Annotated in this window: 10 protein-coding genes and 2 pseudogenes; 7 read left to right on the forward strand and 5 right to left on the reverse strand. The window is 65.0% G+C overall.

The annotated features are described in order from the left end of the window. Positions 1–5 precede the first annotated feature (5 nt). From acpA to dbpA, 3 genes and pseudogenes are all read left to right on the forward strand, one after another. Positions 6–1,468, forward strand: a pseudogene (gene acpA / locus ACRQ5J_RS19720) (acid phosphatase). 80 nt (positions 1,469–1,548) lie between these two features. After that, on the forward strand, positions 1,549–1,773 hold the full coding sequence (locus ACRQ5J_RS19725; RefSeq protein WP_432379102.1) for a hypothetical protein: 225 nt from the start codon (positions 1,549–1,551) through the stop codon (positions 1,771–1,773). A gap of 106 nt (positions 1,774–1,879) precedes the next feature. Next, complete coding sequence (gene dbpA, locus ACRQ5J_RS19730) at positions 1,880–3,289, forward strand: ATP-dependent RNA helicase DbpA (RefSeq protein ID WP_432379104.1); 1,410 nt, start codon at positions 1,880–1,882, stop codon at positions 3,287–3,289. A 6-nt stretch (positions 3,290–3,295) separates the two neighbouring features. Here the strand turns inward: dbpA and ACRQ5J_RS19735 are convergent, their stop codons facing one another. Then, the gene (locus ACRQ5J_RS19735; RefSeq protein ID WP_432379106.1) at positions 3,296–4,492 is read right to left on the reverse strand and encodes an MFS transporter; all 1,197 of its coding nucleotides are present in this window, start codon (positions 4,490–4,492) and stop codon (positions 3,296–3,298) included. Positions 4,493–4,570: 78 nt separating this feature from the next. Here ACRQ5J_RS19735 and ACRQ5J_RS19740 point away from each other — a divergent pair, with 78 nt between their 5' ends. Then, positions 4,571–5,380 (forward strand): AraC family transcriptional regulator, encoded by an 810-nt coding sequence (locus tag ACRQ5J_RS19740; protein WP_432379108.1) that lies wholly within the window; start codon positions 4,571–4,573, stop codon positions 5,378–5,380. On the opposite strand, the pseudogene ACRQ5J_RS19745 reads toward ACRQ5J_RS19740, so the two are convergent. Both ACRQ5J_RS19745 and ACRQ5J_RS19750 read right to left on the reverse strand, forming a co-directional pair. Beyond that, positions 5,361–6,823 (reverse strand): annotated as a pseudogene (locus tag ACRQ5J_RS19745) (HAMP domain-containing sensor histidine kinase). The gene ACRQ5J_RS19740 and the pseudogene ACRQ5J_RS19745 sit on opposite strands and share 20 nt — an antisense overlap. Beyond that, on the reverse strand, positions 6,820–7,533 hold the full coding sequence (locus ACRQ5J_RS19750; RefSeq protein WP_432379110.1) for a response regulator transcription factor: 714 nt from the start codon (positions 7,531–7,533) through the stop codon (positions 6,820–6,822). Before ACRQ5J_RS19750 ends, ACRQ5J_RS19745 begins: the two are co-directional and overlap by 4 nt. A gap of 123 nt (positions 7,534–7,656) precedes the next feature. Between ACRQ5J_RS19750 and msrB the strand changes: the two genes are divergently transcribed. Genes msrB through msrA form a run of 3 tightly spaced genes read left to right on the forward strand, consistent with a single transcriptional unit; the run spans position 7,657 to position 10,762 of the window. After that, positions 7,657–8,142, forward strand: coding sequence for a peptide-methionine (R)-S-oxide reductase MsrB (msrB, locus tag ACRQ5J_RS19755; RefSeq protein ID WP_432379112.1), 486 nt, complete (start codon positions 7,657–7,659; stop codon positions 8,140–8,142). A gap of 15 nt (positions 8,143–8,157) precedes the next feature. Then, on the forward strand, positions 8,158–10,047 hold the full coding sequence (locus tag ACRQ5J_RS19760; protein ID WP_432379114.1) for a cytochrome c biogenesis protein DipZ: 1,890 nt from the start codon (positions 8,158–8,160) through the stop codon (positions 10,045–10,047). Positions 10,048–10,060: 13 nt separating this feature from the next. Next, the gene (msrA, locus tag ACRQ5J_RS19765; RefSeq protein ID WP_432379116.1) at positions 10,061–10,762 is read left to right on the forward strand and encodes a peptide-methionine (S)-S-oxide reductase MsrA; all 702 of its coding nucleotides are present in this window, start codon (positions 10,061–10,063) and stop codon (positions 10,760–10,762) included. Here the strand turns inward: msrA and ACRQ5J_RS19770 are convergent. Further along, positions 10,759–11,730, reverse strand: coding sequence for an alpha/beta fold hydrolase (locus ACRQ5J_RS19770; protein WP_432379118.1), 972 nt, complete (start codon positions 11,728–11,730; stop codon positions 10,759–10,761). The two genes, msrA and ACRQ5J_RS19770, sit on opposite strands and share 4 nt — an antisense overlap. A gap of 60 nt (positions 11,731–11,790) precedes the next feature. Beyond that, positions 11,791–11,931, reverse strand: coding sequence for a hypothetical protein (locus ACRQ5J_RS19775; RefSeq protein ID WP_432379120.1), 141 nt, complete (start codon positions 11,929–11,931; stop codon positions 11,791–11,793). Positions 11,932–11,956: the final 25 nt, after the last annotated feature.

The following is an 11,956-nucleotide window of genomic DNA, read 5'->3' on the forward strand; positions in this document are numbered from 1 at the left end:
TGGTGGTGATCTACCTGGAGAACCGCAGCTTCAACAACCTGTTCGCCAACTTCCCCGGTACCGCCAGCCCACTGTCGGCCGCGCCGGCCGCCGCCTGCCTGCAGCGCGACCGCGACGGCTCGGTGCTGCCGTCGCTGCCGAAAATCTGGGGCGGCATGGTGCCGAACACACAGGACATCGGCGGCAAGAAATACGCCGTCAAGGAAGACGATATCAAGGGCCTGCCGAACGGCCCGTTCAAGCTGGTGGACACCGAAGGCAAGCCGCTGCCGGAAGCCGTCATCACGCGCGACCTGTGGCACCTGTTCTACCAGAACCAGATGCAGATCAACGGCGGCAAGAACGACGGCTTCGCCGCCTGGGGCAACACCGGCGGCATGGTCATGGGCTACTACAGCGAAACCAGTAAAAACCTCGGCCTGTGGAAGATCGCCGAGCAGTACACGCTGTGCGACAACTTCTTCATGGCGGCCTTCGGCGGTTCCTACCTGAACCACCAGTTCCTGATCACCGGCCGCGTGCCGGAATACTTCAACGCCAAGGATACCGCGGCCAGGAAGAAAATCGCCGTGCTGGACGACGGTCCGACCGGCCACCGCCTGTCCGTCACGCCGGATTCGCCGGCATCGGCGATGGACGGCCATCCGCACTTCGTCAACAACGGCGCCATCACGCCGGACGGCTACGCGGTCAACACCATGGCGCCGCCGTACCAGCCGAGCTACATCCGACCGGCCTACGACGGCGATCCGCTGCACGCCGATCCGAAAGACGCCAACACCCTGCCGCCGCAAACCTACGACACCATCGGCGACCTGCTGTCGCGCAAGAAGATCAGCTGGGCGTGGTATGGCGGCGCGTGGCAGGCAGCCTTGGACGCGCGCGGCGGCGGCGAAAGCCGAACTTCCAGTACCACCACCAGCCGTTCAACTACTTCAAGCAGTTCGCGCCCGGCACCAAGGAGCGCGAGGAACACCTGCGCGACGGCGGCCTGGGCGACAGCCCGATCTCCAACAAATTCATCGCCGACGCGGTGGCCGGCAAGCTGCCTGCCGTGACCTTCTACAAGCCGCAGGGCAACCTCAACCTGCACGCCGGCTACTCGGACATCGAATCGGGCGATGCTCACATCACCAATATCGTCGAGCATCTGAGGAAGTCGCCGCAGTTCAAGAACATGCTGGTGGTGATCACCTTCGACGAAAACGGCGGCTGGTGGGATCACGTGGCGCCGCCGAAGGGCGACCGCTGGGGCCCGGGTTCGCGCATTCCGGCCATCGTCATTTCGCCGTTCGCGAAAAAAGGCCATGTGGACCACAACTTCTACGACACCACCTCGATCATGCGCTTCATCACCCGCCTGCACGACCTGCCGCTGCTGGAAGGCCTGAAGACCCGCAACGAAGCCTTCGCCGCCCGCCACGCCACGCCGCCGGGCGACCTGACGGGGGCCCTGAGCTTCCGCTGATATGGCGCATGTGTTAAACTGAGCGCAATTTTGTATGCTTACGAAGCCCGACTACTCAGCCGGGCTTTTGTTTTTCCCCAATGAGAGATAAAAAAGATAACGCGACGTTCGACCTGCCGGGCTTTGATCCCGCCGCGCCGCTCGAACCGGAAGCCAAGCGTCCGCCGCCGCCGCGCGTGCGCCGGGCCACGCTCAAGCAGGAACAGCTGGAGCTGCTGGAACCGACCGACACCACCGGCCTGCCGGTCTGGGTCCGCGACGACAATCTCGATCTGACCGGTTTGCCGGTATGGAAGCGTGACTGATACGGCACACCTGCCGTACACCGCACAAACACCTCCCGCACAGTGGGCCAGACAATGCTAGCCTGTTAGACTGTGTCCACATCCTTTTAGAACAGGGTCCGCCACCATGACTTCCACCTCCTTCGCCAGCCTGCCGCTGAATCCCGCCATCCTGGACAACCTCGACTCGCTCGGCTACAAGGAGATGACCGCCATCCAGGCGCAAAGCCTGCCGTCGGTGCTGGAAGGCCGCGACCTGATCGCCCAGGCCAAGACCGGCAGCGGCAAGACCGCCGCCTTCGGCATCGGCATCCTGGCCAAGCTCAATCCTGCCTGGTTCGCGGTGCAGGCGCTGGTGCTGTGCCCTACCCGCGAGCTGGCCGACCAGGTCGCCGGCGAGCTGCGCCGCCTGGCCCGTTCGACCGGCAACGTCAAGGTGCTGGTGCTGACCGGCGGCTCGCCGATGCGCCCGCAAATCGCCTCGCTGGAGCATGGCGCCCACATCATCGTCGGCACGCCGGGCCGCGTGCGCGACCACCTGAGCCGCGAGACGCTGGACCTGTCCAAGGTCGGCACGCTGGTGCTGGACGAGGCGGACCGCATGACCGACATGGGCTTCTACGACGAAATCGCCGGCATTGTCAGCGCCTGCCCGAAGCGCCGCCAGACCTTGCTGTTCTCGGCCACCTACCCGGACGATATCCGCCGCGCCACCGACGACTTCCTGGTCGATCCGGTCGAAGTCACCGTCGAGGCGCAGCATGACAACAACCAGATCGAACAGCTGTTCTTCGAGATCGGCTTCGACCAGCGCAACGACGCGGTGGCGCGCCTGCTGGGGCACTACAAGCCGGTATCGGCCATCGCCTTCTGCAACACCAAGGTGCAATGCCGCGAACTGGTCGAAGACCTGCAATCGAAAGGCTTCTCCGCACTGGCGCTGTACGGCGAACTGGAACAGCGTGAGCGCGACGAGATCCTGATCCTGTTCGCCAACCGTAGCTGCTCTGTACTGGTGGCCACCGACGTCGCCGCGCGCGGCCTGGACATTCCGAACCTGGAAGCGGTGATCAACGTCGACGTCTCCAAGGACACCGAGGTGCACATCCACCGCGTCGGCCGCACGGGCCGCGGCGGCGAGCAAGGCCTGGCGCTGTCGCTGTGCGCGCCGAACGAGAAGAAATGGGTCAAGCTGATCGAGGAATACCAGGGCCAGCCGGTCAACTGGTTCGATCTCGATAGCCTGGACGAAAACGACTACGGCGTCGATCCGGCGCCGATGATGACGCTGGTGATCTCGGGCGGCAAAAAGGACAAGCTGCGCCCCGGCGACGTGCTGGGCGCACTGACCGGCGACGCCGGCCTGAGCAAGGAACAAGTGGGCAAGATCAACGTGACCGAGTTCCAGACCTACGTCGCCATCGACCGCCGCGTCGCCTACGACGCCTTTGCGCGCCTGAACAAAGGCAATCCGCTCGGCGGCGATTTCGGCGCCATTAAAGGCCGCAACTTCAAGATGCGCTTTATCGACGCCTGATGCCTGTTATCGGTGCTTCGGCTGCTCGATGTGCGGCAGCAGCACCGTCAGGATACCCAGCAGCGGCAGGTAGGAGCACAGCTGGTACACATGGGCGATGCCCTTGATGTCGGCGATGTGGCCCATGGCCGCCGCGCCGATGCCGCTGACGCCGAACATCAGCCCAAAGAAAATCCCCGCCACCATGCCGACCTTGCCCGGCATGAGCTCCTGCGCGAACACCACGATCGCCGAAAAGGCCGACGAGATCACGAAGCCGATCACCACCGACAGCACGGCAGTCCAGAACAGGCCCACGTACGGCAGCGCCAGCGTGAACGGCGCGGCGCCGAGGATGGAGATCCAGATCACGCGCTTGCGGCCGATGCGGTCGCCGATCGGGCCGCCCATGAAGGTGCCCGCCGCCACGGCCGCCAGGAACAGGAACAGATACATCTGCGCGTTCGACACCGAGACGCCGAATTTGTCGATCAGGTAGAAGGTGTAGTAGCTGGTCAGGCTGGACATATAGATGTACTTGGAGAACACCAGCAGCGCCAGCACCGTCATGGCGCCGTACACCTGCGCCTTCGGCAGCGGCGACACCGCCGGGCCGGCGGCTTTCTTCGGCTGCGCCAGGTGGTGGCTGTGCCAGCGGCTGACGTAGACCAGGATCGCAATCGCGGCCAGCACCAGCAGCGCGAACCAGGCGATATTGCCCTGGCCGCGGCCGATGATCACCGCCGCCGCCAGCACGGGGCCCAGCGCCGAACCGGCGTTGCCGCCGACCTGGAACAGCGACTGCGCGAAGCCGAAGCGGCCGCCGGAAGCGGCGCGCGCCACGCGCGAGGCCTCCGGGTGGAAGGTCGAGGAGCCGATACCGATCAGCGCCGACGACACCAGCAAGCCAGCGAACGACGAGGCGAACGACATCATCAGCACGCCGATCAGCGTGGCCACCATCCCCATCGGCAGCAGGAAAGGCATCGGGCGCTTGTCGGTGTACAGGCCGATCCACGGTTGCAGCAGCGAGGCGGTGCACTGGAAGGTCAGCGTGATCAGGCCGACCTGGGTGAAGCTCAGGCCAAACTCCGATTTCAGCATCGGATAAATCGAAGGCAGCATGGCCTGGGTCAAATCGTTCAGCAGATGCACCAGCGCGACGGCGCCGAGTATCTGCATCACGGTGTCGCCGTGCGGGCGACTCATAGCAGCGGTAGTCATGATCTGAAAATTCCGGTTTGAGGAGGATTGAGTGTAATATGGTTGGCAAACTGTGATATTCCAATAATCGTCGAATAAATGCCAAATCCCGACCGCAGCACCGACCACCGCGACTACCAGCGCGTGCCGCGCGTGGTCACCGCCCTCGCGCGCGATGCGGAACACGGCATCACCGCCGCACCGCACAGCCACGAACGCGCGCAGTTGTTGTACGCCACCCAGGGCCTGATGCGCGTGCAGACCGATTCCGGCGTGTGGATACTGCCGCCGCGCCGCGCGCTCTGGCTGCCGCCGGGCGTGGTGCATCACTGGACCTCGGTGAGCAAGGTGGCCATGCGCACCATTTATGTGGAAGCCGGCGCCGCAAAGGCGTTTGGCGACAGCTGCCGCGTGATCGAAGTCAGTCCGCTGCTGCGCGAGCTGATACTGGCGCTGCTGGAGGAGCCGATCGAATATCCGCTGCCGGGACGCGGCGAGCATCTGGCGATGCTGATCCTGTCGGAGCTGAAGGCGGCGGAGACGGTGCCGATTGCGATTCCGTGGCCGCGCGACCGCCGCCTGCTGGCCGTGTGCTCGGCCATCATGGCCGATCCGGGCAGCAGCCGCAATATCGAACAATGGGCCGATGCAGTGGGCGCCAGCGCCCGCACATTGATACGGCTATTCCCGAAGGAGACAGGGCTGCACTACCGCCAATGGGTGCAGCAGGTGCATCTGGCCGAGGCGTTCGGCCGGCTGGCGCAGGGCCAGAGCGTGGGCGAGATCGCGGCGGCGCTGGGTTATGCGAGTCCCAGCGCCTTCAGCGCCATGTTCCGCCGCATTCTCGGCAAAACGCCGCAGCACTACCTGACCGAGTGGCGCCAGCCGCTTACGCAGCGTCCAGCGTAAAGCGGAACACCGCGCCGAGCCCCGGCTCGCTGACCAACTCGATCTTGCTGTGATGGAGTTGCAGGATGCGGTTGACGGTCAGCAGTCCGAGGCCGCCGACGCGGTATTCGCCTTGCAGCGCCACCGGGCGGCGGAACAGGTTGTCGCGCATGGCGGCGGGCACGCCGGGGCCGGTGTCTTCAACGGTCACGGTGACCTTGCCGCTGGCCGCCGGTTCGACGGTGATTTCAACCTCGCCGCCGGACGGCGTGTGGCGGATGGCGTTGTCGAACAAATTGGTCAGCACGCGCTCCATCATGCCCAGGTCGGCGCGCACCATCGGCGCCGGGTGCGGCAGCGTCGCCATCAGGCGCACATGGCGCTCGGCGGCTTGCAGCTCGAATTTCTGGAACACGTCCTGTATCAGGTCCGACAGCGAAAACGGCTCCAGCTCCGGCTGCACCGAGCCGTGTTCGAGGCGCGCCAGTTCAAACAGCGCCTGCGCCAGCCGCCCTACTTTCTGGCTCTGCGCCAGGGCGATGCCGAGGTAGTGCTGGCGTTGGACCGCTGTCAGCGTTTCATCCTTCAGCGACAGCGTTTCCAGGTAGCCGTGCAGCGAACCCAAAGGCGTGCGCAGGTCGTGCGAGATATTGGCCACCACTTCGCGCCGGTCGTGGTCCAGCTGGCGCATGGTCTGCCATTGCTGGTTGATGCGCGCGGCCATATCGCCAAAAGCGTGTTCGAGGACGGCGATATCGTCGCGCGGGTTCTCGACACCGGGCGCGGGCAGCGCCAACTGGTCCGCCTTGGTATCCAGTTGGCGCATGGTGGTTGTGAGCCGGCGCAGCGGCCGCGTGATCAGGCGGAACGCGATCAGGCCGGCGATAAGCACGAGCGCCGCCACCACCACCATCGACCACAAGGTGGTGCGCAGCACCGAGCTGGCCGTGGCGCGGGCGGCCAGCCGGTCGTGCTCCTCGCTTTGCAGGATGACATAGATGTAGCCGACCTTTTTTCGCCGGCGCGCAGGACGGCGGCGCTGAATACCTTGCGGCCCTTGTCGCTGCGCGGGTCGTCGCCCTGTATCGGCAACGGCTCGTTGGCCAGCAGGCGGCGGATCGGATCGAGGCTGACATGGTCGCGTTTCAGGCTACCTTCCGGGGCGGCGTGACCGACGACGCGCCCCTGCATATCGAGCAGGTAGACTTCCACGCTAGGATTGACCGCCATCAGGCGGCTGAACAGGCGGCGCACCATGTCGGGGCCGAGCGCTTGCGCGTCCTCGGCGTGCATCAGCTGCGCGTCCAGCGCGATGCTGCGCGCCAGCCCGCGCGACAAGCCCTGCACCACTTCCTTCTCGTGCATGATGTTGGCGCGGATTTGCAGCCAGGCCGACGCCCCGCAGCAGGCCAGCAGCAGCACCGAAAAGACCAGCGACAGGCGCTGCGACAGCGTCAGCCTCATGCGGCCTCGCCGGCGCTGGCGTACCTGTAGCCTTTGCCCCAGACCGTGAGGATGCGGGTCGGTTCGGCCGGATCGGCTTCGATCTTGGCGCGCAGGCGGTTGATGTGGGTGTTGACCGTGTGTTCGTAGCCGTCGTGCTGGTAGCCCCACACCTGGTTCAGCAGGTCGAGCCGGGAGAACACTTTTTCCGGATGCTTGAGGAAGAAATACAGCAGGTCGAACTCGCGCGGCGTCAAATCCAGCAAGGCGCCGTTCAGGTGCGCCTGGCGCGTGATCGGGTCGACGCGCACGCCGTTCAGTTCCAGCGCTCCGCCCTCGTTGCGCTGGTTGCGCGACATGGCGTCGGCCCGGCGCAGCAGCGCCTTCACGCGCGCCACCAGTTCCAGCACGGAGAACGGCTTGGGCAGGTAATCGTCCGCCCCCAGTTCCAGCCCGAGGATGCGGTGCACCTCGCTCGACCGCGCGCTGGTGATGATGATGGGCGTGTAGGGCGTCATCGCGCGCGCCTGGCGGCAGATTTCCAGGCCGTCCACGCCGGGCAGCATGATGTCGAGGATCAGCGCGTCCCAGCCGCCGGTGCGCACCTGCGACAGGCCCTGGGCGCCGTCCGCGCAGTGCGTCACCTGATACCCCTCATCCTGGAGGTGCATCCGCAGCAGATCCGCGATATGAATATCGTCTTCGACGATGAGTACACGTTTGTTGTCCATGACCGTCATTGTGCCGTAATCGGAAGGACGAAAGTATCACAATTAGTTTAAGTTTACGTGAGGATTTCGTCAGCACTCCCGGCGCAGAATGGCTCCATCGTTATTCCACTTACGGAGGACACCATGACATCACGACGCTCTTTCATCCTGACCAGCGGCGCCGCGCTGCTGGCGGGCATCGCCTACCGCAGCACCATCGCCGCCCCTGCCGCCGCCTGGGAAGTGACCCGCAGCGACGCCGAATGGCGCGCCCTGCTGACGCCCGCACAGTACGAGGTGCTGCGCAAGCACGGCACCGAACGGCCGTTCAGCAGCCCACTGCACAAGGAACACCGCGCAGGCAAGTTCTTGTGCGCCGGCTGCCAGAATCCGCTTTTCTCGTCGAAGAACAAATTCGATAGCGGCACCGGTTGGCCGAGCTTCTGGAAGCCGCTGGACAAGGGTGTAATCACCAGCCGCACCACGTCGCTGGGCATGTATGGCGTTGAGGTAGTGTGCCGCCGTTGCGGCAGCCACCTGGGCGACGTGTTCGACGATGGCCCGGAACCGACCGGCCTGCGTTACTGCATCGACGGCGTGGCGCTGAACTTCGTCGCCGGCGAAGCCTGATCGGGAGATGACATCATGTTGCTGATTTTGCTCTCTTATCTGGGCGGGGCGCTGACGATTGTGAGCCCTTGCATTCTGCCGGTGCTGCCGTTTGTGTTTGCCCGCACCGGGCAGCCGTTTGTGCGCAGCGGCCTGCCGCTGCTGGCCGGCATGGCCCTGACCTTCGCGCTGGTGGCAACGCTGGCTGCGGTCGGCGGCGGCTGGGTGGTGCAGGCCAATGAGTATGGCCGCTGGATCGCCTTGGTGTTGATGGCCTTCTTCGGCATTACGCTGATGCTGCCACAGGTGGCGGACCGCTTGACCAAGCCGCTGGTGGCGCTGGGGGACAAGTTGTCGAACAAGGCGCAGCAGTCGGGCGATGCGGCGGACGGCCAGCATGGCGGTGCACGTTCGTCCTTCCTGCTCGGCGTCGCCACCGGTCTGCTGTGGGCGCCGTGCGCCGGACCGGTGCTGGGGCTTGTGCTGACCGGGGCGGCGTTGAATGGCGCCAGCGCGGGCACCACCTTGCTGCTGTTGGCGTATGCGGCCGGCGCGGCGACTTCGCTGGCACTGGCGCTGCTGGTCGGCGGCAAAGTGTTCGGCGCCATGAAGCGTTCGCTGGGCGCTGGCGAGTGGATACGTCGCGGCTTGGGCGTGGCCATGCTGGCCGGCGTCGCTGCGATTGCGACCGGGCTGGATACCGGCTTGCTGACGCGCGTTTCGAGCGTCGCCACCGCAGGCGTCGAGCAAAAGCTGATCGACACCCTCGCGCCACGTCCAGCCAGCGATGCGCCTACTGGCGGCGCCATGATGCGCAGTGCCGCAACCGCAGCGGCGGACGAGGTGGCGGCCGGCGGCGCGATGATGTCGCGTGTCGCCATGTCCGCCAATGCCGCCAATGCCGCCGGGCCGGCGATGATGTCGCGCCGCGCCGTGGCGCAAGCCGCCGACGCGCTGCCGGTCGAAGGCAAGCTGCCGGCGCTGACGGGCGCCGTGGAATGGCTCAACACCGCCCCGCTCACGGCGGAACAACTGAAAGGCAAGGTGGTGCTGGTCGACTTCTGGACCTACTCCTGCATCAACTGCCTGCGCAGCCTGCCGTACACCAAGGCCTGGGCGGACAAATACCGCAACCAGGGACTGGTGGTGATCGGCGTGCACGCACCGGAGTTCGCGTTCGAGCGCAACGTCAACAACGTGCGCAAGGCGGTGAAAGACCAGGGCATCAACTTCCCTGTCGCCATCGACAACGACTTCGCCATCTGGCGCGCCTTCAACAACCAGTACTGGCCGGCGCACTACTTCATCGACGCCAAAGGCCAGATCCGCCATCACCACTTCGGCGAAGGCGGCTACGCGAAGTCGGAGCAAGTGATCCAGCAACTGCTGGAAGAAGCGGGCCGCAAGGACGTCGCCAACACGGTGGTCAGCACCGAGGACGTCAAAGGCATACAGCAGCAGTCGGACATGGGCCAGGTCGGCTCGCCTGAAACCTATCTGGGCTACGAGCGCGCCGAGAACTTCGCATCGCCGGAAACGCAGGCAGCCAACGCCGCCCGCCAGTACACGGCGCCCGCCAGGCCAGCGCTGAACCAGTGGGGACTGGCCGGCAACTGGCTGTCGCTGCCGGAGCAGGTCACGCTGACACAGGGCGCCGGCAGCATCGTCTACCGCTTCCATGCGCGTGACCTGCACCTGGTGCTCGGCCCGGCCAGGAACGGCAAGCCGGTGCGCTTCCGCGTCACCATCGACGGTGCGGCGCCGGGCAAGAACCATGGCGCCGACACCACCGCCGACGGCGCCGGCGTAATCGACAGCCAGCGCCTGTATCAACTGGTGCGCCAGTCCGGCGATGTGGCCGACCGCACCTTCCGGATTGAATTCCTTGACCCGGGCGTACAAGCGTATGCCTTCACCTTCGGCTAACAGGAGAAAGACCATGAACAGCATCAAGGCACTGGGCGGCGCGCTCGCCCTCTTTAGCATCGCAGCCTGCCAGCAGCAGGCGATATCGGCGGAATCCGCAACCGTGATCGCACCGCCGGTGATCGACTTGCCGGCCGGCGGCGCGCAAAGCGCCACCGCCATCTTCGCGGGTGGTTGCTTCTGGGGTGTGCAGGGCGTGTTCCAGCACGTGAAGGGCGTCACCAGCGCGGTGTCCGGCTACACGGGCGGCGAGGCGCGCACCGCCAGTTACGAGGCGGTGGAAAACGGTGACACCGGCCACGCGGAATCGGTGAAGATCACCTACGATCCGGCGCAAATCAGCTACGGCAAGCTGCTGCAGATATTCTTCTCGGTGGCGCACGATCCCACGCAGCTGAACCGCCAGGGACCGGACAGCGGCACGCAGTACCGCTCGGCCATCTTCCCGCAGACGCCCGCGCAGCAGAGCGTGGCCGAGAAATACATCGTTCAGTTGAACGCCTCGCACGTGTTCAAGAAACCGCTGACGACGCGCATCGAACCGGGCAAGCAGTTCTACGTGGCCGAGTCCTACCACCAGAACTACCTGACGCTGCATCCGAGCGATCCGTACATTGTCTACAACGACTTGCCCAAGCTGACCGACTTCAAGCGCATCCTGCCCGCCCACTATCGCGCGGAAGCGGTCCTCGTGCGACCCGGCGGGAACAGTTAAGGCCGGACCTGCTTCAGCACTTCCAGCACGGCGTCGGCCACCGCTTCTGGCTTATCCGCCTGAATCGCGTGGCCGGCGCCGGCAATGACGCGCTGCACGGCGCGCGACGACAGCCTGGTGAACTCCTTCTGGATGGCGACATTCTCGTCCTCAAACGCTTTATTGGCAGCGCTCTGCGGCTGGCCCGGCACAGCGTAGGGACTAACGCCACGCGTCAGGACCAGCACGGGGATGTCGCCGAAGGGGCGGCGCAATGCGCGCAGCTGTGCATCGCTGGTGGCCATGGCGTTGTACTCCGACGATTTGGCGTGCCAGTAGGACGGCTTCGATTCGGAAGCCAGGATGGCCGCGCCCAGTTGCGGTCCATAGTTCTGCAACGGCTCGCCGATGCATTGCTTCTGCTTCTCGCCATCGCTTGCAAAGCCCTGCTCCGCTGCGTCCAGACAGTATTTGTTCTGCGCCTCGTACATCGCGTAGATCTGCTTGATCTTGCCGCCCGAAGCCCTGTTCAGCCGCTCGGTCTCGTCCTCGTGCTGTGCCTCGACCAGCACCAGTCCTTGCACCAGCTGGGGATGGCGATAGGCGTATACCTGGACATTGGCGCCGCCGAGCGAATTGCCGACCATGATGTACGGCCCCTTCTCCCCTGCGGCCTGTAGCAGCGCATGCAGATCGGCCGCCACGCTTTCGGCGGTATTCGGCTGTGAAGACGGATCGCTGAAACCGAAACCGGCGCGGTCGAAGATGCAGGCGCGCGTATGTTTGGCTACCGCCGGCTGCACGCGATGCCACGCCCATCCGGCGTCGCCGGCAGGTGCGTCAAACACCACCGTCGGGGCGCCTGAACCGGTGCAGTACAGGTTCATCTTGCGGCCGCCGCCAACATCGAGCAACTGATGCGGCACTGCGAAGTCGCTTGCCGCTGCCCAGCCTGAACTCAAGGCCAGGACCATCAGAACAGCTTTCATTCCACCTCCGTTGTCGTGTGAAGTTGCGTAATAATCAGCGATAATAAAGGGATGGACAAGTTAATTTCTGAACTGAGAAGGCTGTACCTGCTTAACGCGGACAACCATCAGCGCCTGCAACACCACTTGCGCGGCGAGGCGACATTTGCTTTCGACCTGGCGCAGGACGGCGTTACGCGCGCCATCGTCATCAATTTCCATAAGGCGCAGGGGAGCGGCACTGGCT

The sequence above is a fragment of the Duganella sp. P38 genome (assembly GCF_050859475.1).
Taxonomy (GTDB): domain Bacteria; phylum Pseudomonadota; class Gammaproteobacteria; order Burkholderiales; family Burkholderiaceae_D; genus Rugamonas.

Bases quoted from the DNA above. Each gene is read 5' to 3' on its own strand.
- ACRQ5J_RS19760 (WP_432379114.1), top strand. From the start codon at position 8,158: ATGTTGCTGATTTTGCTCTCTTATCTGGGCGGGGCGCTGACGATTGTG.
- ACRQ5J_RS19725 (WP_432379102.1), top strand. From the start codon at position 1,549: ATGAGAGATAAAAAAGATAACGCGACGTTCGACCTGCCGGGCTTTGAT.
- ACRQ5J_RS19775 (WP_432379120.1), bottom strand. From the start codon at position 11,931: ATGGAAATTGATGACGATGGCGCGCGTAACGCCGTCCTGCGCCAGGTC.
- ACRQ5J_RS19740 (WP_432379108.1), top strand. From the start codon at position 4,571: ATGCCAAATCCCGACCGCAGCACCGACCACCGCGACTACCAGCGCGTG.
- ACRQ5J_RS19735 (WP_432379106.1), bottom strand. From the start codon at position 4,492: ATGACTACCGCTGCTATGAGTCGCCCGCACGGCGACACCGTGATGCAG.
- ACRQ5J_RS19770 (WP_432379118.1), bottom strand. From the start codon at position 11,730: ATGAAAGCTGTTCTGATGGTCCTGGCCTTGAGTTCAGGCTGGGCAGCG.
- dbpA (WP_432379104.1), top strand. From the start codon at position 1,880: ATGACTTCCACCTCCTTCGCCAGCCTGCCGCTGAATCCCGCCATCCTG.
- msrB (WP_432379112.1), top strand. From the start codon at position 7,657: ATGACATCACGACGCTCTTTCATCCTGACCAGCGGCGCCGCGCTGCTG.
- msrA (WP_432379116.1), top strand. From the start codon at position 10,061: ATGAACAGCATCAAGGCACTGGGCGGCGCGCTCGCCCTCTTTAGCATC.
- ACRQ5J_RS19750 (WP_432379110.1), bottom strand. From the start codon at position 7,533: ATGGACAACAAACGTGTACTCATCGTCGAAGACGATATTCATATCGCG.